Origin of the sequence: Arsukibacterium sp. UBA5043, from assembly GCA_002415085.1 — a bacterium.
In the GTDB taxonomy this organism is placed as follows: Bacteria; Pseudomonadota; Gammaproteobacteria; order Enterobacterales; family Alteromonadaceae; genus Alishewanella.
Genome location: DIBV01000017.1, coordinates 150878 through 176449, shown reverse-complemented (window position 1 = coordinate 176449; position 25572 = coordinate 150878). Strand labels below are relative to the sequence as shown.

Genomic DNA, 25572 nt, shown 5'->3' with positions numbered 1-25572 from the left:
CATGATATAAGTTGCGCCCTCAATTATTACTGAAAATCGGTGGTTTCCAGATACACTTCAGTCGCCTCAATACCCATTGCATTTAGTTGCTGCAACGCTGTCACATCAGCCGGCGCTTTTAATATCAGCGGTTCAGTAAGGGGCCGTTCCGTGCGCAATATCTGGTCATAGCTCGGGTTAGCAGCAATCTGATGGATTAAAAAATAGCTCTGATTAATTTTTAGCACGTCATACCGAGCTTCAGTTGCGCTGCCCGGTTGCACTATTGGCCGTATATAAAGCTGGCGGGCAAAGTTTACCGGCACCTGATCAAACCAGACACTGCCACCTCGTTCAAAATGGCCATGATATACCGTGGCCTTAATATTGATGTTTTGTCCTGCGATTAGTTGGCGCAAATCGAATTGTTGTGGCAGCAAGGTCATCTGCTGTCTTTTTTGCAGTGTAGCCAACACCGCTTTATGCTCAGTCGGCGGCAGGGTTATCTGATAGATAAGCTGATAATTATGTGGTGCTTGATAAAGCGGTAAATGTGACGCCAGCAAAATATCATCTGCAGCAAATAACACCATTCCATGATTCCCAATATAGCCATGCTGATCTTCTGCCGCCGGCGCCCGCAGCGGAACAACACTCACACTAATAGCCAGAACCAGCAGTAATAACAAACGCATATTAAATCTCGCTAAGTAAATATCGATAAACAAAGTTTAGCGGTTAACCGTATAAAATCCCAATTGCAATGTGATGCTGCTGCATTTTGCCGGGCAGACAACTGCAACAATTGGATCTGACCCTTAATGTTATTCGCTAGCTGATTTATCGCCACTGATGCTATTGCTGCTCTTGCCAATGTTGGCTATGCTGGTTTGCTATGCAACAGATGGTCTAAATAAATGAAAAATATCTTATTTTTACTCGCGCTTTGCCTTGTCGGTTGCAGTAGTTCAACTCCTTCTGTTTTACTGGCTGACGCAGAGCCTGGCGCTGGCAATAAAATTAAAGTGTTAAATGTAGGCAGTTTTCATTTTGGTGCTAGCAGTGACGCCAATGTCGTTAATTTTGATGAACATAAGCAGGCTAACCAGCAAGCGGTTAAAGACATCGCCAAATTAATTGCCCAATTTAAACCGACCATTGTGTGCCTTGAGTTTTTACCGGAGGATATGACGACGATGAACCAGGCCTATCAGGCATTTTTAGCGGATCCGAAAGTGTTGAATACCCGCTATGGTGAGCTGAGTATGCTGGGCTTTGATGTCGCCAGATTAAGTGGCCTCGACAAGGTATATGGTATCGATAACCATTTAGGGTACAACTACAGCCTGGGAGATTTTATTGAGCATAGCCCTGAGCTAACAAATTCAGTAGACCGAGATACCTATTTGCAATTAACCAATCAGCCTTTTCTGCATTATCCCGGGTTAGCTGAAGTTAATCAGCGTTTTGAACAGCTGTCTTTGCTGGAGCAATTACAGTTAACCAATCACCCGCTAATGCTGGATTACATGCTTAATACCAATGCCGATAAACTGTTTTATGTTGGCATTGGTGATGGCTTTGAAGGCGCAGAGCAGGCGGCGCAGTTTTATCTGCGTAATATGAAAATCTATACTAATTTAAATAGGATCCCCATGAGCAGCGATGACCGGGTACTGATTTTAATGGGGGCAGCTCATACCGCAATGCTGCGGGAGTTTATTGGTCGCAGCCCAAAATTTGAGATGGTAAATACCCTGGATTATTTAACAGCAAAAGAGCACTCAGCAAAGTAGCCTGATACGCCGGCCAACCATAAAGCCGCTATACTGGTAAAGCCTGAAACTCAACAGAAGGAGACTGAAATGGCGTCTATTCTACCTATTCCACCAAATTATGCTTCGACCATCCCTTATTTAACAATTAAGGGTGCCGCTAAAGCCATTGATTTCTATCAAAAAGCCTATGGCGCAGAACTTATCAGTCGGATGGATATGCCTGATGGCGCGGTAATGCATGCCGAAATGCGAATTGGTGCTGCGCTGTTTATGTTAAGCGAGCAAAGCGATGAGTGGTGTAGTAAAAGCCCGGATATGCTGGGCGACAGCCCGGTTAGCCTGATGATTTATGTTGAAGATGTTGATGCGCTGGTTAAACAGGCCACAGCGGCTGGTGCTAAGCTCTCAATAGAAGTGGCTGATCAGTTTTGGGGCGATCGCAGTAGTTGTCTGGTTGACCCTTTTGGTCATCGCTGGATGTTTGCCACCCATACTGAGGATCTGACTGACGCAGAAATTGCCGAGCGGGCAAAGAAAATGTTTGGTCAGTGACAAACATCATATCTGGCATTGCTCATCATTTTATCAGGCATTGCCAAAATACAGAGGGTTGTTCATCATAGCAAGCTCTGATGACGGCATAAGGCACGGTACCATGTTACTGAAAACATTATTATTCCGGTGTAGTTATTTTATGGTGCTGGTTCTGGCGTTGCCGTCTGTCAGCGCTGCCGCGCAAAGCAAGCAGGCTGAGCAAGCTGAACCATCAGTTCAACAACGTTATTTCGTATTTGACCAGGTGCATGTGTTACCGATGTATAACGAGCCGGTTGCAGCTGAACAGCAGGTGCTGCGCAAGCAGCGCGTAGTGGTGCAAGGCGACAGGATTATTGCCGTTGGCCCTGCTAACGAGCTTGCAATACCGCAAGGCGCAACACTGATTGACGGCGCCGGCCGGTTCCTGATGCCAGGCCTGGCCGAGATGCATGGCCATGTGCCGCCGCTGGCTGATTTCAGTGGTGTGCCCAAGCGCTATCTGGACGATGTATTAACGCTGTACCTGGCCGGAGGCGTTACTACCGTGCGCGGTATGCTGGGCCATGACCGGCAGTTGCAGCTTAAAGAGGATATCGCCACGGGTAAGCGCCTTGGCCCGACCTTGTATCTGGCCGGCCCCAGCTTTAATCAGCACACGGTAACGTCGATTGAACAAGCGCGGCAGCGGGTGCGTGAACATAAGCAGCAAGGCTGGGACCTGTTGAAAATCCACCCTGGTTTAAGCCTGGAGCATTATCAGGCGATAGCGGCTGAAGCCAATAAGCAAAATATTGATTTTGCCGGCCATGTGCCGGAGGCGGTTGGCATTGAGCAGGCTATCACTTTGGGTAGTCGGACTATCGATCATCTCGATGGCTATATGGCGGCGCTGGATGGTTTTGCTACGGTGTTAACCCCTGAAGATATGGCGCCGCTGGTGGCGTTGACCAAACAACATAACGTGGCGGTAGTGCCTACCGAAGCATTATGGCAAACCATTATCGGCGCTGCCGATAGTGAAAAGCTGCAGGCTTATCCGGAGCTTAAATATATGCCAGCGCGGGTAATCGCCGGCTGGCAGCGCTATTTGCAGCAAGCCAGTGGCAGTTACTATACGGGGGAGACCGCTGCACTGCATGCTGAAAACCGCCGTATGCTGCTTGGCGAGCTATACCGGGCCGGGGTAACCATTTTACTGGGCACCGACGCGCCGCAACTATTCAGTGTGCCGGGTTTATCGTTACGCCGGGAAATACCGAAAATGGCAGAAGCAGGCATGAGTCATTACGACATTTTACGCAGTGGCACCGTGCTGGTTGGTGAGTATTTTAGTGATGAAGATCAGTTTGGCCAGGTAAAAGCCGGCCAGCGGGCTGACTTGTTGTTACTGGACGGTAACCCGTTAGACAATTTGGGCGTGCTGAATCAGCCAGCCGGTGTGATGGTGCGCGGCCAGTGGTTAAGCCGGCAGCAGCTTGATAGCTTGTTAGCGGATATTGCCGCCGCCCGGCTGGCAGAGAACAGCACACCCTAAAGGGGCAGACATGCGTAGTCGCCAGCTTATTGAAAATCAGCTGTCTTCAGACAACCTTCTGTCGCCTGAATTTTCGTAGCGTTAAGCTGCTGCCAGTGCCCGTGGCACCAGTAAACATATAGCCAAAACCAGCAGCTGTCCAGCAGCTGTAATCAAGGCATCGTTCAACCTTCTTAGCAACCCTCCAGATCTTAAGTTGAGTTAAAACAGAAAAATATACAATTTTTTGAATTATTTTCCATTAATTTGTAACCTTGCCTGGCGCGGCCAACTACTGTTTTTTTGCCGTATTTATTAAGTTATTGATATAAATATTGTTATTTCCCGGATGTGCTTGTTCACCTCACAGGCTGCTTTCTGGCATGCATTTCGCCTCAGCAGTTGACAGATATGGATGATACTGCAGAGGTGTCTTATGCAACACGCGGTAATTAAGCCAACTAATAAGCTGATGAATCAGGATGACGGATCGGAGTGGCTGGCATGCTTTGATGAGTTTATAACCCAGCACGGTTATCCGTGTGTCGGCGCGAAAATAGCGCGCAACAAACGCCGGATTGAACTTCATAAATTCAGGGATATCAGCAGCGAAAAAGACGATGAGGCAATTTTACACTGCATTTATCAGTTTATTTCTCAGTTTAAGCAGCAAAATGATATTTTTTTCAGCCTGGTTTGTGTATTCCCGGGCTCTGATACCGGCAGCGATGCCGGTTTTGAACGCGCACTGTGGGCACGATTACAGGCACTGCACAATAAAGACAGCAAACGTTTTAACTGGGATAGCCGGGTAAGTGATATACCGGCAGAGACTCATTTCAGCTTTAGCCTGGGAGGCGAAGCGTTTTTTATTATTGGTTTAAATCCGTATAGTCAGCGTAAGTCACGGCAGTTTCGCTACCCGGCTATTGTTTTTAATCTGCATAACCAGTTCGAACAGCTGAAAGAACAGAATAAATTTTATAGTATGCGGCAACAAATCCGCAAAAATGACGCTGTATTTTGTGGTAAGCCAAACCCTGTACTGGCTGATCACGGTGAAGTTTCAGAAGCGCGCCAATACAGTGGCCGGGCAGTCGGCGCTGAGTGGCGCTGTCCATTCTCAGCAAGGAGACACAATGAGTAAGGTAATAATGCCCAGAAGTGGCACCGCATTTAGCATGAAAGCAGGCCAGTTACTAAAGGTCATTGATCCTGAAGGTGAGCAGGTGGCTGATCTGTATTGTTTTAACCAGCATAACTTTCACGAATACTTGTCGTCGGGGCGCTCGCTTGATTACAACGAGTCGCTGCACTTTTGCCAGGGTAGTAAACTGTATTCCAATTTCAGCAACGAGATGTTTGAAATTATCGAAGATAAGGTGGAGGATCACGACTTTCTGCTCACCCCCTGCAGCAAGGATACCTTTAGCCATTTTTATCCCGACGAAGAGGCGGTACCCGGCTGTTACGGTAATTTAGTTAATGCCTTTGCCGATTATGGTATTCCCGAGCATCTTATCAGTACTACTTTCAATACTTTTATGAATGTTGCCGTCGATGAGAAAGGCCGGATCCGGGTTTTACCTCCGAAAAGTAAAGCTGGCGACTACACTATTTTCAAAGCCAAAATGGATTTAATTGTCGGACTAACGGCATGTTCTGCGGGTCAGTCAAACAATTTTTCCTATAAGCCCATTCACTATCAGGTGACAGACTAACCTTTGGCTGGAAATAGCGGCTTTCATCAACGGTAGTGGTTACGTTACAGAGGGAATAACGTAACAGCAACAACTGCTTTGAAACCTAAAGCGCACCCCAAGGGCTGAGCTTTAAGTTTCAATAGCCGCTAATCAGTCGCCAGGTTTACGCCAGATCACGCACCCTTGGCTCACGATCCCACAAACGCGATTTGGCATTATTGATAAAGGTATCAATATCCGCCAGTGGGCTGATATAAGCGTCTTTTTCCAGAGGCAGTTTACTTAAAATAAATTCATCAGTCGCGCCGCAATACGCTATGGCTTTGCAGTGCACGTACGCATCGGTAAACCAATCCAGGGTTGAGCTATCGTTGGCTAATGTTTTGGCTTGTTCAGGCATAATAATACTAACCACCGCATCAAAAAATACAGACGGCGCGCCGGCAATACGTTCAGCAGATTGCAGACATGTGCCATCGTCAAGCTCAACCTCCCGCCCCGGTGCCACCAGCTTTATACTGGCGCCCTCAGCTTCTAAGGCGTGCTGATACTTTTTAATTTCGCTGTGCTTTGAGCCTTTGGCAATCAGTATACCAATTTGCCGGCCTGTTAAACGCGCCGGTGTCAGGCCGATAGTTTGTAACGCATCAGAGGTAGCAAGATCCTGTACGGCAGCGGCAGCGGCAGCATCAGCTGCTGCTGGTAACTTCATACCAAGTGCTGCCGCAACACGGCTGGCTAAATTTTCATCAATAAGCCGCAGGTGACTGAGCACCCTGCACCGTACATCCGGCGTATCCACTTTGCCCAGTTCAAAAGCATAGGCCGAGGCAATATGGGCCTGTTCTGCTGGTGTTTGACTGCGATAAAACATCCGCGGTTGACTGTAATGGTCGGCAAATTTTTCTGCCCGAACGCGGCCTGTTACGCCATCATCAAGCTGCTCTTCGAATGAGCTAAAGCCACTTTTGGCGCTTTCACGTGGCATATCCGGGTCCAGACTTTGCGGTTCATAGGCAACACGGCCTTTGGGCACTTGCATTTGCATCTGGCCATCGCGCTGCATGTTGGCAAAGGGACACTTGGGGGCATTAATGGGTAACTGGGCAAAATTAGGTGAACCCAAACGAGATAATTGGGTGTCGAGATAACTAAACAGTCGACCTTGCAGTAACGGGTCATTACTAAAATCAATGCCCGGCGGCACATGAGAAGGGCAAAATGCTACTTGCTCTGTTTCAGCAAAAAAGTTATCCGGATAACGATCGAGCACCATTTTACCAACGATTTTAACCGGCACCAGCTCCTCTGGTATAAGTTTGGTGGCGTCTAAGTGATCAAACGGAAACTGCTGGGCTTGCTCTGCAGTAAATAACTGAACACCCAATTCCCATTCAGGAAAGTCACCTCGCTCAATGGCCTCAAATAAATCCCGCCGATGATAGTCAGGGTCGGCTCCTGATATTTTTACGGCTTCATCCCATGTGGTCGACTGCACACCCAGCACGGGTTTCCAATGAAACCGGACAAAGGTACTGTTACCCTGCTGGTTGAGCAAACGATAACTGTGAATGCCAAACCCCTCCATCATTCGCAGGCTGCGTGGCAAAGCCCGATCACTCATCAGCCAGATCACGTTGTGCATTGTTTCCGGCGTGAGAGAAACAAAATCCCAAAATGTGTCATGAGCAGAGGCTGCCTGCGGAAAGCCGCGATCGGGTTCCGGTTTTACTGCATGAATAAGATCCGGGAATTTAATGGCATCCTGGATAAAGAATACAGGCATATTATTCCCCACCAAATCCCAGTTACCTTGCTCGGTATAAAGTTTTACGGCAAAACCCCGCACATCACGCGGCGTGTCTTTTGAGCCTTTGCTGCCGGCTACAGTAGAAAAGCGGGCAAATAAGGGAGTTTTTTTATCGGTATCACACAGTACTTTTGCGCTGGTATACTCTTGCAATGATTCAGTCAGCTGAAAATAGCCATGGGCGGCGCTGCCGCGAGCGTGGACAATGCGTTCAGGAATACGCTCGTGATCAAAATGATTAATTTTTTCCCGTAATATAAAATCTTCAAGCAGAGTAGGGCCACGGCTGCCTGCCTTCAGCGAATTCTGGTTGTCAGTGATAACGACACCTTGCTGAGTCGTCAGCGCCTGGGTGCGCTTGTCTGTTTTCTGGTGAGTTTCACCGCCATTACCGCGTGCTGAATTTATGTTTTTGGCGGGGTCGGTATGATCAATATGCTTTTTCATAATTCATCCTTATTGTTGCTTAGACAAGTTAAAAGCTGCCAGTTTGTTGCTACTACATAAAAGCAGACGAAACACGCTACATTTTGTTCAATTAAATATAACGTATTTCAGGCAATGTGGTGGATATTCTCTGCGGTGCAATAAATATGGCGTAAACAATTCTCTGACAACACTTGCTGGTTTCCACCCGCTGTCATAGTTGCGTTAGAATGGCCCCTCAATAACCTGGAAGCAAACACATGTCTGAGCGTAAACCCCAAGTTCAATCAGAAGTTCAATCAGAAGTACACACAGCTCCAGCGCAAGACAAACCAGTACTACAGAACATCGGCAATATAGCGCTGCTGGTCGCCGATTACGACGACGCTATAGCGTTTTATACCACTAAGCTGCAATTTAACCTGGTCGCCGATACCGATTTGGGCGGCGGTAAGCGCTGGGTTGAAATTGCACCGCCCAACAGCAACGGCAGCCATATACTGTTAGCCAAAGCCAGCAACGAGCAGCAGCAAGTGGCGGTAGGCAATCAAACGGGCGGCAGGGTATTTTTGTTTTTGCACACCAACGATTTCTGGCGCGACTATCATGCTATGCAGGGCAAAGGCGTGGTGTTTAATGAACAGCCCAGAGCAGAAAGTTACGGCACTGTGGCCGTATTTCAGGATTTATACGGCAATAAATGGGATTTGCTGCAGTTGAACTAACACGCAACGTGACAACCCAATGGTCGGCTATAGCACACAAAAAGCTGGCTTACGGCTGATGTGCTGGAGCGGGTAGTCCGTTGCAGTTTGCCTGCCTTGCCATTGCATTCGCTGCTGACATTATCATTTCACGGCGGTTTCACAAGCCCTGCATTATGTTGCGAGCCTGTTTGGTTTATCAATAAGGCATAAGTATGGCTAAAAAATATTATCGGATGCTGCTTGGCGTTGGCTTGGCGGCGCAGCTGCAGGCAGCAGATATCAGTGGCACCGCGCAGCAGACGCTGAATGTACAGCCCACTGCTGCAGATTTGCAAAGCACTATTGCAGCTGCAATTAGCCAGTTTGAGCAACGATCGCGGCGGGACTGGGCTTATCGAATTGATCGCTATGAAAACGAAGAGGGCGATATCAGCAGCAGTATCGAGCTGTATGACCCGGCAAATGCACCTGACAACCAATGGCAGTTGCTGAGCATTAATGGCCGCACACCGGATAACAAACAGCATCGAAAGTTTGCTAGGGCGAAACAGCAGCAGGCCAAAGCGGCTGGGCAGCAGAGTTTTTCGGTGACGCTAAGTGAGCTGATTCAACTCGATAGCTTGCAGCTGACGTTTGACAGCCCGCAGTATCTCCAGGCCAGTTTTGGGGTGTATCTTAGTCAGCTGGGTAATGATGTCAGTAAAAAACTGCAAGGCTCGCTACGCTATAATAAGCAACAGCACTATATCGACAGCATTGACATTAGCAATACCGCACACTTTTCGCCGCTGTTTAGTGCCAATATCAGCGAGTTTAACCTGACGTTGCGCTTTACTAAAATCGACAATGCAATACTGCCACAACAGCAACAAATGAGGATGAAAGGCACCTTTGCCTTTTTTACGCAAATTGATGAAGTCTCAACCGACACCTTCTCAGATTACCGCTATGTCGGTCAGCCCAGCCTTACTGACTAAACCCGACACTGACTATGGTGCCCGTACTTATTCTAACGGGGCTGCAGTTACCGTGGTTGCTGCTAACGCTCATATGCCAGCCCTGATGTTCACATAATCGTTTAACGATGGCTAAGCCAAAACCAAAGCCGGTACTGTGCCGGGCTTTTACTCCGGCTTCGGTAATATGCGGGTAAATATCGGCCGCTATGCCCGGGCCGGTGTCGCGGATCAGCAGGCAGTTATCGCTAAATGCAATGCTAATCTCGCCGGCTTCAGTGTACTTAAAGGCGTTACTCAGCAGATTATCCAGTAGCACTTTTAGCATGTCGGCATTGGCGTTAATGATGACCTGGCAACTGTCACACAGCTGCACTCTCACCGCCTTGCCTTGCAGCAGCATGCTGTTATCTAAAATTGCCCGCTCGACCAGCGGCATCAGTGCCGTGCTGCTGTGCTTAGCGGCAGTATGCTCTTCTCTGGCCAGAATAAGCAGGGTTTGCACGGTTTTTTCCATTTGCACCGCAGCATCATAAATGCGCGTTATTAGTAGCTGATCAGCGTCAGGTTCTGTTCGTGGGTGAGCAGTGTGTTGCTGAGTATTTTGTTGATAGCCGGTTTGTTGGCTTTGCCATAGCTCCACCGTATTTTTAATCACCGCCAGCGGGGTGCGTAGCTCGTGGCTGACATCGGCGGTAAAGCTTTTTTCGCGCTCAAGCGCGCGGGCGATACCGCCTAAGCTTTGCTCCAGTGTGCGGGCTAAAATGCCCACTTCGTCGTTGGCAAACTGGCTGGCAAATTGTTTAGAAAATTGCTGCGGCAACTGTTGTGGAGCAGCGCTATCAACCAGCGCTGCCAATTGTTTCAGCGGACGGGTGGTGCGGCGGCTGACAAACCAGGCAATAAGGCAGGCAATGCTGCTGACAAGCAAGGCGCTGATCAGCAGAAATTGCAGCACACCGCCACTAATAGGCCGCACCAGCAATTGCCGGCTCACCTCTGCCAGCAGCAGCACTTCTGGCTGTGCGCTAACCGTATACAAGTGATAATGCCTGCCCTGCTGGCCGAAGAACTCTTTACGTTCTGGCTCTGCCAGCGCTTTTGGGCGTATTTCATCGGGCAGGCTGTCGCGGCTAAAGTGCAGTTGCATCGACTGGCTTCTTGGCGCGGGCCAGCTAGCTGTTTGCTGATATTGCGTACTGAGGTATGCTGCTTCTTGCTGCAATTGCTGTTCAATAAAGCTGTCTTCCAGCGTGTACATCAGGATAAAAGAAATAAGGCTGTAAACGGCAGAAATCACCAGGGTGAAAATACAGAATTGCACGACGATACGCCGGCTTAAACTGTGAAATTTGGTGCTGATGTTGCGGGTTTTTGCGCTCATGCTGCGGTTATCTCCAGCGTAAAACCGACGCCAAATACGGTTTTTAACAGCGGATAAGCAAAAGGCTTATCCAGCACAGTGCGTAACTGATAAATATGCGAGCGCAGCGCGTCAGATTCTGTCGGCTCATCGCGCCAAAGCTGCCGGCTTAGTTCGCTGCGGCTGACCACCTGCGGGTAGGCCTCGGCCAACAGCAGCAGAATTTTATAGCCCATCGCATTTAGCGCCAGTTGCTGGCCATCGCGTTTGGCTATTCGGCGCTGTTTATCCAGCACTAACGGTCCCAGGGTTATCGTGTGTTGCTGTTGCAACAGATGACGGCGCGATAACGCCAGGCAACGCACTTCCAGCTCCTGTAACGAAAAGGGTTTGGTCAGATAATCGTCGGTGCCGACGTGAAAACCAGCCAGCTTGTCATCGATGCTGTCGCGGGCGGTCAGCATTAACAGTGGGATATGGCGGTCGGCCCGCTGTCGCAGCGCTGTGCATAACTGCAGGCCATCCATACCCGGCAGGTTCAAGTCCAGAATGATCAGGTCGTAATGCTGTTGCAGCGCCAACGCCAGCCCCTGTTTGCCATTGCTGGCAAAATCAAAGATATGGCCTTTTTGTTCCATATAGCTGGCGATATTTTTCGCAATACCCAGCTCATCTTCAATCAGTAATACCTGCAGTGCGCCGGGCTCGTTCATTACTCAATCCATTCGGGTACTAAATCAGTACAGTTTAAAGCTACAACGTCGCTAACAATGCTGTTGCTGCGGCATAATCAGGCTTAGCGGCCAAAATTTGCTGCAGAGTGGCCCGTGCTGCGACTTTGTCCCCCAGTTTAAGCTGAGTTTGCGCAATAGTCATATCCAGTGACAGGTTGTTAATGGCGCTTTGGCCCGCTTGCATCAGCGTTAGCGCATGCTGCCTCTCTTGTGTAGTGTTGGCAGTATTTACGTAGTAATACCCGTACATGCCAAGCAATTCAAGTTGATACTGCGCGGCATCGGCCGCTAACAGCTGCGATGCAATAACCTTGCCGTTTAAAAATTCAGCCACCAGCGCCAGGGTGGCATCATCCTTGTGCGGCGCCATTGGCTGTGGGGTAATAGCCAGCGATGTGACCAGCGCCATGGCTGTTGCTACCGTAGATGCCGGGTTTTGTCCGGTGATCAGCCGGTTATCTACTGCCACATGGCTTAGCATCATCGGGCTGTGCTCAAAGCGGCCACCGCGCTCTATTAGTTTGTCCTGCAGTAAAAAATCAAATTTGGCCAACCACTTTTTGCCAAATAACCGCTCTTCTTCATTGGTAAAGCCATTTACCGCTTTATTAGCCACCAGATAGCTGCCGTCGGCTAATTTCACATTAACCAGCGCCGCCGGGCCATGACATACCGCGGCCACCGCGCCTTGCTGCTGATAAATATCTGCAATCAATTGCTGCAGGGCAGCATCTTTGGGTAAGTCGAACATAGCGCCTTTGCCGCCAACGATAAAAATGCCGTGATAGTCGCTGGCTTTTAGCTGCGCTGTGCTCAGGGTATTGTTTAACTTCGCCATAATCGCCGCGTCGCTCAGTACCTGCTGATTATAGGCTTTGGCCGGGTCGTATTTATCGGCCTCAATTTTGCCGCCTTGCGGGCTGGCAATATCAACGCTGATACCATGTGTCTGAAAGATTAAATACGCTTTGGCAAACTCATCAAATTCATAGCCCGGTGCTTGTTGCTCCGGCTGGCCGTAACCACTTAGTACCATCACAATACGCTTGTTGTCGGGCGCTGCGGCAAATGCCGGGCGACTGACCAGCGCGCAAAGCAGGGTGGCGACAATCAGTATACAAAGTTTAAACTGTTTCATTTTAGTGCTCCTAAATATGGGGTTGCGCCGCCAGCATGACAAAGCGGCTGTGAAACGAATGTGAAAAATGGCTGCTGGTTCACTCCGCCAGTAGCTGACGGACCGAGCAGGACAAACTGTGTTTACTCAGAAGCATACCCAATGTTGTCACCAGCGTGATAATGACGGCCAGAATGCCCAGCAACCAACCCATATCAGGCTGGTAAGTCAGGGAGAACTGCGACTGATATATCAGTAAACCGGCCAACCAGGTGGCAACAATGGCGCCACAGGCGGCAATAGCGCCGGTTACCAGCCACTCGATCATATTCAGCTGCAGGCAGGTGCGTTTTGACAGGCCAAAACTAAGAATAATGCTGTTCTTTTTCTGCTCTTTGGCTTCAACGGCGTGCACCGAAGACAGCATCACAATGCCGGCCAGCAGCATAATTAAGCCGGCAAAGCCGCTGATAAGCCGGGTTACCATGGCAAGGCTGTTGTCAAAGCGCTGGGTAAGCTCTTGCAGTGATACCATGCGCAGTGACGGGTGTTGCTGCCACAGCTGGGGTAGCAACGAAAACTGCTGTGGCTGCAGCTCCAGGCTGGCCATGCTGTATTGCGGCGCGCTGATATGTGCCAGCGCAGCAGGCGGCATTTGCAGCCAGAAGGTAATAGCGCCGGCGCCGCTTTGGTAGGCGTGCGAGGCCACAATGCTGAACTCGATAGCGTGCCCGCCAATGACCAGCCCTAATTTATCGCCCAACTGCAGGCCAAGGTCGGTCATCACTTCCTGCTCTACCGACAGCTGCTGCCAGTTGTCAGCGGCGCTGTGCCACCATTGGCCGCCAACCAGCCGGTTATTGCCAGGCATTTCAGCGCTCCAATGCAGCCGGACCGGGCGGTTAAAGGCTGCCAGACTGTCGCTGGGTTTTTGCATCACCTCAGTTAGCAGGCCACCGTTGATATGGCTAAGCTGGCCGTAGATAAACGGCTTGTGCTGGCGAATGGTAAGGTTGTGCTGCGCTGCCCATACCTCTATGTCGGCCATTTGTGTTGCACTTGCCTGCGTTACCAGCAAGTTGCCATCATGCGCCCGCTGATGGGCCGCCATATTGTCGCCCAAATCTTTTAGCAGCATCAGGGTAAACAGCAATAAAAAGGCGGCCAACCCTATACCTAAAATCTGGGTGGTTTTGCTCAGCAGGCGCTGCTTCATCATATACAGCGCAAACGGCAGCAAACCAGAAAACGGCTGGCTGAGTTTTTCGCCCAGCGACAGTGCCAGCCAGCTCAGCACTAACAGCAGTGCAATGCTTGTTATCATCGAGCCCAGCAACATAGCGGTAAGCAGGCCGTTATCCGAGTAATGTGCCGCCAAACCCCCCAACACCAGCAAGGCGCAGCCAAACAGCACGGCGTTACTGATGCTGCGCTGCTGTTGCTGAATTAACTGCCGCACCGAGCATTGCCACAGCGCCAGCCACAGCGGTAAGTTGAACACAAAAAAGATCGCTGCACTGGCAAATACGGTTTTTATTGCCAGCGTTATGTTGGGCTGCCAGATTAGTGTGGCGACGCTGCCGGCCAGCTCTTGCCCGGCAAAGACGTGCGCCTTTAACCATTGCAGCGCCAACCAGTGACACAGCGCAGACAGCAGCAGTACCTGCGGCAATAACAGCAGCAGGCCGAACAGCCACTTCAGCATTGATATTTGCAGCACCTTTTGTTTCGAGGCCCCGAGACTTAAGCACACCGCACTGAAAAACTGCTGTTGCGGCAGTTGCGCCCGGCTAAGTTGCTGCATGGCGATGGCGGCCATAAAAAATAATAATATCGAGGCTAAACCAATAAAATTCTCGGTACGCTGCCAAAACAAGGCGAGCGGATGGGCACCGTGCTTATGGTGCAGCTGTGCCGCCGGCAAATGCGTTTTATGCCACTGCCGGATACCAGCGATTTGCTGGGTATTAGCTTCAACCAGATAGCGGTGCTGAATAATATCGTCGGCACCACGAAACTGCTGCAGGTCCTGGCGGTGTAGCAGGGCGCGCATCTCCACGTTATGGCCCTCCATCAGCCGGTCCGGCTCATGCAGTAAAATGCGCGATACAATCAGCTGCTGGCCGCCAATACGCAGTGGTTCGCCAATCTGCAGCCCTAAGGCGGCCAGTAAGCGCGAATCAAGCCAGATTTCACCAATTGCCGGGCCCTGGCTGCTGGCACTGTCCGGCCCACCGGGAAATGCTGCACTACGTAGCTCACCCTGCAATGGGTAATCTTCAGCCACGGCTTTTAGTGTTGCCCGTTGCCATTGGTCGTTGTGGGTCAAAGTCGTGGTTAAACTTTGGCTTAGTACGATTTGCTCTGCCATTGCGGTTAGTTCAGCGTGTTGGCTGGCCGTTAGCGCAAGCGGTTGGCTTAGCACTAAGTCGGCGCCCAGCAGGTTGGCTAAATTCTGGCCCAGATAAGCCTGAATGCTGGCGCTGGTCTGGCTTAGCGTAACAATAAATAGCAGTAGAATGCCTTGTACCCAGCGCAGCACGCGCTCTTTGCTGTGCTGCTTTTGTTGTTGATAAAAATGCCAGGCTAACTGCAGGTTCTGCCGTAATTGCTCAGTAGCACGCATCTTGCACCTCCATCTGCGGCTTTGCCAATAAGGTACAGTTGCCATTATTAAAGGCCAGCACCTGCTGTGCCCGCGCGGCCAATGGCGGGCTATGGGTTACTATTACCAGCGCCGCACCGTTTTGCCGGCAGCAGTCAAACAGCAGATCGGCCACGTTAGCGGCACTTTTGCTATCGAGATTGCCGGTGGGTTCATCTGCGAAAATAAACTTTGGTTGAAATACCAGCGCTCTGGCAATGGCGGCCCGCTGCTGCTCGCCGCCGCTGAGTTGCTGCGGTTTGTGGTTAAGCCTGTGGCCCAGGCCAACTTTTTCCAGCGAGGCAGCGGCAATTACTTCGGCATTTTTTTCGCCGCGCAATTTAAGCGGCAAGGCCACATTGTGCAGTGCTGTCAGCTCCGGCAATAAATGAAACTGCTGGAACACAAAACCTATGTTTTGTCGCAGCAGTGCCAGTGGCATGCTGCGACCGTGCTCAATATAGCTGATCTGGCCGGCTGTCGGCGGCTCCAGGCCTGCCATCAGCATTAACAAACTGGATTTACCCGAACCCGACGGCCCGGTAATGGCGTAAGACTGACCTTGTTCAATGCACAGGCTCAGCTGCTGAAATAATGTTATCTGCTGCGCGTTGTGATTAAAGCTCTGGCTAACGTTGTGTAATTCAATCTGGCTGGCTGAAGATAGCGTCATACTGACACCTGTTGCTTGCTAAAAGTATGCAAAGCCTAGCGACTGTGACGTGAAACAGATGTGAAAACAGACAGCATCGTGTTACTGCGCAACCAATTGGCTTTTCCCGTTCACTATCGGTATACTTTTGTGCGTTATTTAGCCTCAGAAGGAAAGTTTGATGATTGTTGCAATGACCCACCCGGCGAAGGCTGCGGCGTAAGTAAAACTTTTACCTTTTGCCTTAACCTGCCTTTGCCCGGTGTCTGCTGACCGGGAACTCTGCTAACCGATTAATACGGCTACCTTAGCCTTATTCCAGAGCTCCTAACCATTTTTACTGTGCGCGCAGTGCTTCACTGTGGGCAGAAGGAAATGACATGAACTTACCCTCAACATTGCAACACCTGGGGTGGCAGGCTTTTTTTCAACAACAACTTACTTTACCGGAATTTGAACACAGCATTATCGCCCGGGTAACCGCACATCACCGCAGTGGTTATGAGCTGATAACCCTGCAGGGCTCTTGCCGTTTAATGGCCAGCACCACTTTGCCGCCGATAACCATTGGCGATTGGTTGCTGCTAGATGCCGGCGGCGGCTTTGTGCGCCTGTTAACCAGAAAGTCGTTGTTTAAACGTAAAGCCGCGGGTAGCCAACTGGCCGAGCAACTTATTGCCGCTAACGTCGATACGCTAATTATTGTTTGCTCGTTAAACCATGACTTTAATTTAAGCCGGATAGAGCGCTTTCTAACCCTAGCGCACGATGCCGGTGCCGAGCCGTTGCTGGTATTAACCAAAATGGACCTATGCGCCGATGTAGATGCCTTTTTGCGACAGGTTAAACAGCTAGACGCCATGCTGATGGTCGAGGTGGTTAATGCACTTGAAGCCAGCTGCAGCAGTACCTTGCAGCACTGGTGTAAAGCTGGTAACACCTTGGCGGTGGTGGGGTCTTCTGGTGTTGGCAAATCGACGTTAGTGAATACTCTCACTGGCCGCGGTGGACAAAAAACCGCAGCAATACGAGTGGATGACAGTAAAGGCCGGCATACCACAACAGGGCGCTCCATGCATTTTATTGCCGGTGGTGCTGTAGTAATTGATACGCCCGGTATGCGTGAACTGCAGCTGACAGACTGTGACGACGGCATTCGCCGCGCGTTTGCCGACATTGACGCTATAGCCAGTCAATGCCGCTTTAGTGACTGCCAGCATGTTGCTGAACCAGGCTGCGCGGTACAACAGGCTATAACGCAAGGGGCTTTAGCAGCAAGGCGATTAACCAACTACCAAAAACTAAATGCCGAACAGGCACGCAACGCGGCGTCACTGAAACAAAGGCGCGCCCACGAGCGGAAATTTAGTAAAATGGTGAAGTCGGTTAAGTCACTAAAAGCCAAAAAATTCAGTGATTAGCCGTAAACACGCCGCCTTAGGGCGGCGTGTTTTTCGGTAGTCGATAACCAGCAACGCGGCATCGTCATCAGTAAACCAAACACTTCCCAGACATGTTGTTGAATGCCTTTATTTATCTGCAAAAAGCAGGGATACGTACTTTTGTTTAGAAGGAGATTTAGCTAGCGGTGTTCAACCATCTGGCTGCTTGGTGCCAAAAGCGGACGAAATACAGGTTGCTCTCTTTAAGTTGCCTTTCAATAAAAGACAACAATCAGAATTTTCTTTTGTCGCTACGTTTAAAACCATCACTAATGACGGTTATGAAGAGTCTATTTTATTGACGGTGATTCAATTGGTTATTGTTTCTTGAGTATGTTCTTACTCGTGATATGGTGGTGCAAGGAAGGTTTATAGAACCTAGCAATTTAAGTAAACTGGGATGTTCATGGTCAAATTCGATGTCGTTATTCCTGATGTTTTTTTATTCAGCATACTCGAAATGATTAGTCGGCTGTATGGTTAACTTTGCTAGTTATAACGGAGAAAACAGTGGCATCTGCAGAACATGATTATCAGCATTTCATTCGATGGCTTCATCACGAAGGCAACAGAATACCTGAGGATGTTCGGCGTTTTGGACGGCTAGTGCTGGACAACTTTGAGAGTGTCAGTGCGACTAGCCGTCATCGAAGTCAGCGTTCTGTATATTTGGTTGAGTTGGCGCATCAGCACCTCACTGTAACGGATCCAAGCCTACCTCAGCTTGACGACACAGCAGTGGGCGATGGATGGAAGTGGCAGAACTTGTGCCACCTCTCCCTTGGGCCATTCCGGGGCTTTCGGATTACCGAGGACTTTGATCTTACACGACGCATAGTATTGTTTTATGGCCCAAATGGCAGCGGCAAGACGAGTCTATGCGAGGCGCTTGAGTTTGCCCTTCTTGGTGCTGTAAACGAGGGCGCACAAAAGCGTATTGATGCCGCCCAGTACCTACGCAACATCCATGAAGGTCGGTTTGTCCCACCTCGGCTGACTGCGTTGGATTCGCAAGAACAGAGAGTTACCGTACAGGCGGATGCCGATGCGTATCGGTTCTGCTTCATTGAGAAGAACCGTATTGACGCCTTCTCCAGGATAGCGGCTAAACCGGTCGGCCAAAAGACAGAGCTGATAGCAGCGCTATTCGGTATGGACGACTTCAACGAGTTTGTAGGCCACTTTAATGAGTCCATTGATACGCAATTGTCACTACTGCCTCTGCAAGGCCCAGAGCTTGCGCGCAGACGTCAAACTATCGCAAATGACACCGAGCTGCTTAAAGGTGAGGCTGTCGGTATTGCTGCATTTGACCAAGCTGAACAGGCATACGCCGAGACTTTTCAGCCCGGATTGACATATGCTCAGTTGCAGCAAAAGGTCGGCTCTGTCGAAGCTCCGGGTCGATTACAGGAATTGATAGAAATATTAAATCAACCTGCACCAACCTTGTATGATATCCGGGCGCAGGATCTACTTGCGTTATTTCACGGAGCTGACGAGGCTCACAAGTTAGTGGATGACCTGGCGGGTCAGCTTGCACTGCAGCAGGATAGTGCCGCATACCAAGAACTTTACACTGCAGTTCTTGTACTACAGGCATTGTCTCCAGACCATTGTCCGGCATGTGAAACTGCAATTGTTGGAGAACAGCATGTTCATGTCGATCCGTTTGCAAAAGCTGCCAATGGCCTGGAACAGCTCCGTGAACTGACGCAGCTCAAGCAGCGGCACCAAGCCGCAACTACTCAGAGGCAGATTGCAGCAGATGCATTGCGCGCTTACTTCGCCAATTTTGCTCAACGTGTTGTAGCAACGGTCGATAGTGAGTCTGAAGTTTTGCGCTATATCGCAAATCCGGGCGTTCAACATGGTGTTGCATGGTGGAAGGCAGGATACACCCCTGTTGCAGGTGGGGTGTCACTGGCACAGCAGGCGGTCAATTACGCCCATCAGTTGGAAAATGAGGATGTCGTTATTCAGCAAAACCTTGCTCAGCGTGACCAACTGATTGCAGAACGTGATCGTCTTTCTGAGGCCCGCATCCAATTGGTTCAACATGCGACTCAACGCCAACAATTTATCGAAGCCATTGCAAGTGCTCGCCAACGCATAGAAGCCTTTGAAGCTCAGAACGCCGCACTAATTGCTGCGGTTGCTGAGGAACAGGGACGCATTGCTACAGAGACAAGGATTCAGAGCGCCTATAATGAATTCTTGCGCCTACTGCGCCATTACCGCTCGGAGTTGCCGGGTACGTTGATGGCAGGCTTGAATAACTTAGCCATGGATCTATACAACGAATTTAACGTCCGTGATGCCATGGAAGACAAGCTGGCTTCACTGCATCTTCCTGTTACAGGGGAAGGTCGTATCGAGTTGAGCTTCCAAGGAGTCCCCCAAGTGAGGGTTGATGCATTGCAGGTTCTCAGTGAAGGACACGTCAGATGTTTGGGGCTGGCTATACTATTAGCAAAAGCTTGTAACATCCAGGCTCCCACAGTGATCTTCGATGATGCGATTAATGCCATCGATCATGAGCATCGCCAAGGAATTAGAGAGGCTCTGTTCCAGAGCGAGCGATTTGCCAATACACAAATCATTGTCACCTGCCACAGCAATGAATTCATCAAAGACGTCCAGAACCATGTTGATAGAGCTCAGTGGGTATCCTACACTTTCCGGCATCACACCGGAGATCATCACCCACGGGTATTGAGGGATTTACCACCGCAAGCCTATCTTTTAAACGCCAGAGCCGCTGTTGATCGAGGAGATCATCGTGGCGCTTTACAGCCATGCAGACAGGCGTTAGAAATGCTAGCGAACAAAATTTGGCGATGGTTAGGGAAGAATGAACTAAGCGTAATCAGCGTCAAGCTAGCTGGTGTGGGAGACCAACCCTCGCTACGGAATTTGTGCGAAGGCATCAGGGCAAAATTGAAAAAGTCACCAGCTTTTGAGCATGTGGATAAACAACCTTTAGTAGATGCATTGGATCAGATTCTCACAGATTCCGTGTGGCAGTATCTGAATAAAGGTACTCATGAAGAACAAGACCGTGAAGACTTCGATGAGGGAGTGGTTGAGCAGATGGTTTGTTTAATGGAAGGTATAAACGCCTTGAGACTGAGTAGCCGCTAAAAGCACTTGTTAACACTGTGAGGTAAGTGACAGTGTTAACAAGTCATCAAAGGCGGCTTTTGCTGGACGCGTGCACAGAGTGCCCTTTATTTAGATATTGATGTCTGCTTTTCGCTCATAGCAGACATTAACCTCTGCATTGCCTGGCATAATCTAAACGCTATTAATCGCAGTGCTTGCAGCATGGGTTGTTAATGTTATGCCTGTCATTTGCCGAAACTTGAATGCAGCGCTCTTTCGGTTAAGGCTATCGTTGCCAGATGATTTAATATGAAGGATATCTATATGCAGGCGGCTATCGCCCAGGCCAGAAAAAGTTTGGCTGAGGGCGGCATCCTCAGGGTCAGGTCTTGCCTTTTGCCAACCAAAAAATGTATGTAAGAAGACCTGCTCCTATCAGTCCCAGCTTGCAGCTTATCGATTATCGATATATGATTTGGCATGATTAAAAGTTTCAAATGCGCGGATACACAACAACTGTTTGAAAACGGCAAATCCAGCCGGTGGTCCGCTATTGTAAAAGTTGCCACGCGCAAGTTAACTCAGTTAGAAGCTGCAACAACCCTAGAGTTTTTGCGAAGCCCACCCGGAAACCGGTTGGAACCGTTAAAAGGCGATCGGGCGGGGCAGTATAGTATTCGTATTAACGAGCAATGGCGGTTGTGTTTCCGTTGGCATGATGGGAATGCATGGGATGTGGAAATTGTCGATTATCACTAACGGGGGAGTTATGTTTAAAAACAGCATGCGCGCAGTACACCCAGGTGAAGTATTGCGTGAAGATTATTTGTTACCACTAAATATGAGTGCCAATGCTCTGGCGCAGGCACTACGGGTAACACCTGCTCGGGTCAATGAAATCGTTCGTGAAAAACGTGGTGTTACTGCAGACACGGCACTTCGCCTGGCTCGCTATTTTGGCGGCGATGCCCAAAGCTGGCTGAACTTGCAGGCGATATATGACCTTAAACTGGCCGAGCAACAAAGTGGTGAGCAAATCAGCAAAGATATATCACCTCATGCAGCCTGAGCTTAACTGCCAAATAGCGCTGTATCTTGCCGCTGAATAGCAGGTGGTGGCAATTAGCTTTAATTTACCCATGTAAAATAGTCAGTAGGGGAGTGTCATTGGCGAAATGTTGCTCGAAGAAGTATCAATGAACCTGACCCTATCGATCCGACCCTATCGATCCTGGGTTGTTAATGTTATGCCTGTCATAAGCCGAAACTTAACCGCAGCGTTCTTTCGGTTATGGCTCCAGTTGCCAGAGGATTTAATATGACGGATATCTATATGCAGGCGGCTATCGCCCAGGCCAGGAAAAGTTTGGCTGAGGGCGGTATTCCGATTGGTTCGGTGCTGGTTATCGATGGCAAAATCGTCGGTGCCGGCCATAATCAGCGGGTGCAGAAGGGCAGTTGTGTATTGCATGCTGAAATGGATTGCCTGGAAAACGCCGGCCGTTTAACCGCCGCCGATTACCGCCGCGCTACGCTTTACTCTACCTTATCGCCTTGCGATATGTGCAGCGGCACCGTATTGCTTTATGGCATTCCCAAGGTGGTGATTGGTGAGAACCAAACATTTCAGGGGCCGGAAGCCTATCTGCAAAGCCGTGGCGTTGTTCTGGAGAACCAGCACAATACAGAGTGCATTCAACTGATGCAGGATTTTATTACTGCTAACCCCCAGCTGTGGTTTGAAGATATTGGCGAGTAAATCTCAACGGCAGCTGGCAGTGACCAGCTACCCAAGGTTTTAAGCGAGAGATAATGACAATGTGGTTACAAAAAGAGCTGACATTAAAAGCAAAAAACCGCGGTTTTCATTTAATTACCGACGAGCTGCTGCGGCAGTTGCCTGAACTTAGTACATTGTCGGTGGGCATTTGTCATTTTTTTATTAAACACAGCTCTGCTTCAATAACTATTAATGAGAACGCCGACCCGACTGTGCGCCGGGATTTTGAGCAGTTTTTTAACCGGGCCGTGCCGGAAAACGAACCTTATTACACCCATACCTGTGAAGGTAGTGATGATATGCCGGCCCATCTGAAAAGCAGCCTGCTTGGCAGCAGTGTCACCATTCCAATCACCGGCGGTAGGCTGGATCTGGGTACCTGGCAGGGAATTTACCTGGGCGAACACCGTAACCGTGCTGGCAGCCGAAAGGTAGTCGTTACCCTGCAAGGTGAATAGAGGACGTTAAATAGAAAGAGAGTGTAGCGATAACACCCTCCTTGCAATCAGTTGGCTTAGTTTATGGTAATGCTTTTCAGCTCTTTTTTCTTACCCGGCACTTTCGCCAGATGTATTTGTAACAGACCGTTTTTACATTCGGCTTTTATATGGTTCTGATCAACATAGTCAGGTAGCCGGAAGCTACGCGTGAAACTGCCATAACCTCTTTCCAGACGATGGTAATTGTCTTTCTCGTCTTTATGCTCGTATTTACGCTCGCCACTGACAACCAGCATATTGTCGTTTATTTCGACTTTCAGATCTTTTCGCTCCATGCCAGGGGTTTCCAGGCGTACCATTATTTCATGTTCCTTTTCAACGATGTCCATGGCCGGAGTCCATTGTGCTTCTAACGGTAAACCACTACCGCCATTAAACAGCGAATTAAATTTGTCATACAGACTGCCGAACTGGTTAAAGGGGTCCCACTGTGCCAATGGGCCGCCGATTGGTATTAAGCTCATCATTTATCTCCTTTTTTGGGATTAAAATATCAGACCACAGCCGAGGTTTTTATCAGGGTTCTGTGGGTACAAATAGAGGCCAGTGTATCCGCTACTTCGTTGGCGTTTACCTGCTTTCCGCTATCCCGCTTGTATGCAGCTGCAATGTCATTCAGTGACAGAATACCGACCAGCTGTTTTTTGCTATTCAGTACCGGTAAGCGTCTGAGCTGATTAGCCTGCATCAACTGTTCAGCCTCAGTCAGATCCTGCTCCGGACCAATACTAATCAGCGTCTTAGACATGACATCTTTTACCGGAATATCACTTAAAGGCAGCCCCTGAATAAAGCCAGCCATAGCGATATCGCGGTCTGTAATCATGCCTATTGTCTGTTTATCATCATTTAACACGGGCAAGGAACCACAGTCGGCTTCCCACATTATTTGTGCAGCCTGCTGCAAGGTTTGATTTGCCTGAATACTTCTGATATCCGGGTTCATACAGCTTGTAATTTTCATGCTCTTGCTCCATAGGTTTATCAGTGACTAGAGCATAGCTGTTGCTTGGTAAGAGGGATTTAGGAAAATGCCACTTTCTGGGGTAGGGGATCTACCTAACGTGAGGACAATAATTGCCGTAGTAGATATGTGCTATCTGGTCATCATCCAGGTAACCGCATGGTGAATCAGGCTGGTGTTATCAGTAATAGCAAGTTTTTCCTTGATATGTTCTTTATGGGAGTCAACAGTTTTGCTGCTAAGGTTCAATTCTGCAGCAATCCGTTTGGTCGAGTAGCCTCTGCCTAACATCATGTATACCTCCATTTCACGATCAGATAGCTTTTCCGGACCAGAGCCATCTTGCTTTGCCTTGTGGTTAAATTGTTTGTGAAGTAAGGCTTCTGCCATAATGTCGCTAAGATAAATCCGACCCTGCAGTACCCGCCGAATTGCATAGATCACATTGCTGATGGCATCGGCTTTGTTAATGTAGCCATTCGCTCCGGCTTTGATCACCCGCTCGGCAAATAGCTGCTCTTCGTACATTGACATTACCAGTATTGGTAACGTACTGCCCTGGGCCCGCAGGTGTTTTAGCAATTGCAAGCCGTCACCTTCCTCCAGAATAAGGTCCAGTATCAGCATGTCAGGCTTAAGCTGTTTAATCAGCCGCAGGGCATCGGCAACTGTGGCTGCTTCACCACATACTTTAAGATCGGGTTCGGCCTGAATAAGCGCTGCCAGGCCACAACGGAAAACCGGATGATCATCTATTAATAACAGGTTGCTCATATGTTTTCTCTGATTAAACTGGGTTTGACGCCAGGTCTGTTATAAAGACATTCAATCCGGGTGCCAGTAGCTGCAGAAGAGCTGATTGTCAGCTGGGCCCCGATAACATGGGCCCGAAAATGAATATTGCGCAGGCCATGCCCGGTGTTAATCAGCCGGCCGTCCCGGACATTCAATTCTGGCGGTAAGCCTTTGCCATTGTCTTTAATAATAAGCTCGATACGCGTATCTTGCTCTTTCAGAGACACCTCTATCTGACTGGCATCGGCATGTTTCAGGGCGTTGTAAATGGCTTCGCGGGCAATCCGGTACAAATTTATGCTAACAGTATAATCTTCTGCCGGTTTTTGTCCTTCACAGGTTAAGGTTACTTTCGCTTTGTTATAGTTATTGCAGAGCTTAACAAAAGTGTTTAAGGCACTTTGCAAACCCTGCTCTTCTAACTCGACGGTAGCAAGTTCACTGATAATGGCTCTGATATTGCTAACATTTTGTGCCAACCCACGACTAAGGTTTTGTAGTTGCAGCTGAAGCTGATTATCATTTCCGGCTAGCTGTTTAGTAATGACCTGTAGTTGCATGGTCAAACCTAACAGGTTCTGACCCAGTTCATCATGCAGCTCTCTGCTGATCCGATTACGCTCTATTTCGCTGATAAGTAACGCTTCTTTTTCTAACTTAACCAGCTCGGACATATCGCGGATCACCGCAACAAACAGCGGGTACTGCTCCAGTTTGCTGACTGCGATATGGATAGGAAACAAATGACCATCTCTGTGCCTGGCCACCAGTTCGCGGCCGGTACCGATTATTCTGGCTACACCAGATTGCAGATAGCGCGCCATGTAGCCATCGTGTGCACTGGCATATGCCTCAGGCATCAGTACCGAGATATTCTGACCAATCAGAGTAGCCGGCAGATAACCGAATAGTTTTTCAATCGCCGGATTTACCCGCATTACAGTGCCGTGATAATCAGCTGTAATCACCACATCGCTCATGGTACTTAAAATGGCCTGCAGTTCTTCGCCATCGGTATCCGGTGTTGAAGGCATGTTAATCGCGTGTGCATACTTTAATGCAAATAA

24 protein-coding genes are annotated in these 25572 nt (G+C 49.3%); 13 read left to right on the top strand and 11 right to left on the bottom strand.

The features are described from left to right. Nucleotides 1–26: 26 nt before the first annotated feature. Nucleotides 27–674: a hypothetical protein gene (locus tag B2Q61_RS14745; RefSeq protein WP_290617104.1), complete on the bottom strand. Its 648-nt coding sequence runs from the start codon at nucleotides 672–674 to the stop codon at nucleotides 27–29. A 222-nt stretch (nucleotides 675–896) separates the two neighbouring features. Between B2Q61_RS14745 and B2Q61_RS14740 the strand changes: the two genes are divergently transcribed. From B2Q61_RS14740 to B2Q61_RS14720, 5 genes are all read left to right on the top strand, one after another. Then, nucleotides 897–1775 carry a DUF5694 domain-containing protein gene (locus B2Q61_RS14740; RefSeq protein WP_290617102.1) on the top strand — a complete coding sequence of 293 codons (879 nt, stop codon included), beginning with the start codon at nucleotides 897–899 and terminating at the stop codon, nucleotides 1773–1775. 69 nt (nucleotides 1776–1844) lie between these two features. Then, nucleotides 1845–2309 (top strand): VOC family protein, encoded by a 465-nt coding sequence (locus tag B2Q61_RS14735; protein ID WP_290617100.1) that lies wholly within the window; start codon nucleotides 1845–1847, stop codon nucleotides 2307–2309. Nucleotides 2310–2412: 103 nt separating this feature from the next. Then, nucleotides 2413–3828, top strand: a complete 1416-nt coding sequence (locus tag B2Q61_RS14730) for an amidohydrolase family protein (RefSeq protein ID WP_290617098.1) — start codon at nucleotides 2413–2415, stop codon at nucleotides 3826–3828. A gap of 415 nt (nucleotides 3829–4243) precedes the next feature. Next, on the top strand, nucleotides 4244–4954 hold the full coding sequence (gene gntA / locus B2Q61_RS14725) for a guanitoxin biosynthesis heme-dependent pre-guanitoxin N-hydroxylase GntA (RefSeq protein ID WP_290617096.1): 711 nt from the start codon (nucleotides 4244–4246) through the stop codon (nucleotides 4952–4954). After that, nucleotides 4947–5528, top strand: coding sequence for an urea carboxylase-associated family protein (locus B2Q61_RS14720; RefSeq protein ID WP_290617094.1), 582 nt, complete (start codon nucleotides 4947–4949; stop codon nucleotides 5526–5528). The genes gntA and B2Q61_RS14720 overlap by 8 nt, the downstream gene beginning before the upstream one ends. 145 nt (nucleotides 5529–5673) lie before the next feature. On the opposite strand, the gene B2Q61_RS14715 is transcribed toward B2Q61_RS14720, so the two are convergent. Beyond that, complete coding sequence (locus tag B2Q61_RS14715; RefSeq protein WP_290617092.1) at nucleotides 5674–7767, bottom strand: catalase; 2094 nt, start codon at nucleotides 7765–7767, stop codon at nucleotides 5674–5676. 239 nt (nucleotides 7768–8006) lie between these two features. Between B2Q61_RS14715 and B2Q61_RS14710 the strand changes: the two genes are divergently transcribed. Together B2Q61_RS14710 and B2Q61_RS14705 are read left to right on the top strand one after the other, a co-directional pair. Continuing rightward, nucleotides 8007–8471 carry a VOC family protein gene (locus tag B2Q61_RS14710; RefSeq protein WP_290617090.1) on the top strand — a complete coding sequence of 155 codons (465 nt, stop codon included), beginning with the start codon at nucleotides 8007–8009 and terminating at the stop codon, nucleotides 8469–8471. Nucleotides 8472–8665: 194 nt separating this feature from the next. Continuing rightward, nucleotides 8666–9430 carry a hypothetical protein gene (locus B2Q61_RS14705; protein ID WP_290617088.1) on the top strand — a complete coding sequence of 255 codons (765 nt, stop codon included), beginning with the start codon at nucleotides 8666–8668 and terminating at the stop codon, nucleotides 9428–9430. On the opposite strand, the gene B2Q61_RS14700 is transcribed toward B2Q61_RS14705, so the two are convergent. From B2Q61_RS14700 to B2Q61_RS14680, 5 genes are all read right to left on the bottom strand, one after another. Further along, nucleotides 9420–10793, bottom strand: coding sequence for a sensor histidine kinase (locus B2Q61_RS14700; protein ID WP_290617086.1), 1374 nt, complete (start codon nucleotides 10791–10793; stop codon nucleotides 9420–9422). The genes B2Q61_RS14705 and B2Q61_RS14700 overlap by 11 nt on opposite strands. Continuing rightward, nucleotides 10790–11485 (bottom strand): response regulator transcription factor, encoded by a 696-nt coding sequence (locus B2Q61_RS14695; RefSeq protein WP_290617084.1) that lies wholly within the window; start codon nucleotides 11483–11485, stop codon nucleotides 10790–10792. Before B2Q61_RS14695 ends, B2Q61_RS14700 begins: the two co-directional genes overlap by 4 nt. Before the next feature lie 40 nt (nucleotides 11486–11525). Continuing rightward, entirely contained in the window at nucleotides 11526–12644 is a 1119-nt protein-coding gene (locus B2Q61_RS14690; RefSeq protein WP_290617082.1) for a type 1 glutamine amidotransferase domain-containing protein, read from the bottom strand. Nucleotides 12645–12723: 79 nt separating this feature from the next. After that, a complete protein-coding gene (locus B2Q61_RS14685; RefSeq protein WP_290617080.1) occupies nucleotides 12724–15249 on the bottom strand; it encodes an ABC transporter permease in 2526 nt (841 codons plus the stop codon). Beyond that, nucleotides 15236–15940: an ABC transporter ATP-binding protein gene (locus tag B2Q61_RS14680; protein WP_290617077.1), complete on the bottom strand. Its 705-nt coding sequence runs from the start codon at nucleotides 15938–15940 to the stop codon at nucleotides 15236–15238. The genes B2Q61_RS14685 and B2Q61_RS14680 overlap by 14 nt, the downstream gene beginning before the upstream one ends. A gap of 359 nt (nucleotides 15941–16299) precedes the next feature. Between B2Q61_RS14680 and rsgA the strand changes: the two genes are divergently transcribed. From rsgA to B2Q61_RS14650, 6 genes are all read left to right on the top strand, one after another. Continuing rightward, nucleotides 16300–17340 (top strand): ribosome small subunit-dependent GTPase A, encoded by a 1041-nt coding sequence (gene rsgA, locus B2Q61_RS14675; protein ID WP_290617075.1) that lies wholly within the window; start codon nucleotides 16300–16302, stop codon nucleotides 17338–17340. A 531-nt stretch (nucleotides 17341–17871) separates the two neighbouring features. Further along, complete coding sequence (locus tag B2Q61_RS14670) at nucleotides 17872–20505, top strand: AAA family ATPase (RefSeq protein WP_290617073.1); 2634 nt, start codon at nucleotides 17872–17874, stop codon at nucleotides 20503–20505. Between the two features lie 441 nt (nucleotides 20506–20946). Then, nucleotides 20947–21225 carry a type II toxin-antitoxin system RelE/ParE family toxin gene (locus B2Q61_RS14665; RefSeq protein WP_290617071.1) on the top strand — a complete coding sequence of 93 codons (279 nt, stop codon included), beginning with the start codon at nucleotides 20947–20949 and terminating at the stop codon, nucleotides 21223–21225. Between the two features lie 10 nt (nucleotides 21226–21235). After that, nucleotides 21236–21535, top strand: coding sequence for a HigA family addiction module antitoxin (locus B2Q61_RS14660; protein ID WP_290617069.1), 300 nt, complete (start codon nucleotides 21236–21238; stop codon nucleotides 21533–21535). Nucleotides 21536–21784: 249 nt separating this feature from the next. Then, nucleotides 21785–22225, top strand: a complete 441-nt coding sequence (locus tag B2Q61_RS14655; RefSeq protein WP_290617067.1) for a nucleoside deaminase — start codon at nucleotides 21785–21787, stop codon at nucleotides 22223–22225. A 53-nt stretch (nucleotides 22226–22278) separates the two neighbouring features. After that, nucleotides 22279–22704: a secondary thiamine-phosphate synthase enzyme YjbQ gene (locus B2Q61_RS14650; RefSeq protein WP_290617065.1), complete on the top strand. Its 426-nt coding sequence runs from the start codon at nucleotides 22279–22281 to the stop codon at nucleotides 22702–22704. Nucleotides 22705–22760: 56 nt separating this feature from the next. Here B2Q61_RS14650 and B2Q61_RS14645 read toward each other — a convergent pair whose 3' ends face one another. The 4 genes from B2Q61_RS14645 to B2Q61_RS14630 form a co-directional block, all read right to left on the bottom strand. Continuing rightward, nucleotides 22761–23213 (bottom strand): Hsp20/alpha crystallin family protein, encoded by a 453-nt coding sequence (locus B2Q61_RS14645; protein WP_290617063.1) that lies wholly within the window; start codon nucleotides 23211–23213, stop codon nucleotides 22761–22763. 26 nt (nucleotides 23214–23239) lie between these two features. After that, nucleotides 23240–23710 carry a CBS domain-containing protein gene (locus B2Q61_RS14640; protein WP_290617061.1) on the bottom strand — a complete coding sequence of 157 codons (471 nt, stop codon included), beginning with the start codon at nucleotides 23708–23710 and terminating at the stop codon, nucleotides 23240–23242. A 132-nt stretch (nucleotides 23711–23842) separates the two neighbouring features. Continuing rightward, nucleotides 23843–24484 carry a response regulator transcription factor gene (locus B2Q61_RS14635; RefSeq protein WP_290617059.1) on the bottom strand — a complete coding sequence of 214 codons (642 nt, stop codon included), beginning with the start codon at nucleotides 24482–24484 and terminating at the stop codon, nucleotides 23843–23845. Next, the gene (locus tag B2Q61_RS14630; RefSeq protein ID WP_290617057.1) at nucleotides 24481–25539 is read right to left on the bottom strand and encodes a PAS domain-containing sensor histidine kinase; all 1059 of its coding nucleotides are present in this window, start codon (nucleotides 25537–25539) and stop codon (nucleotides 24481–24483) included. The genes B2Q61_RS14635 and B2Q61_RS14630 overlap by 4 nt, the downstream gene beginning before the upstream one ends. Between the last annotated feature and the right edge of the window lie 33 nt (nucleotides 25540–25572).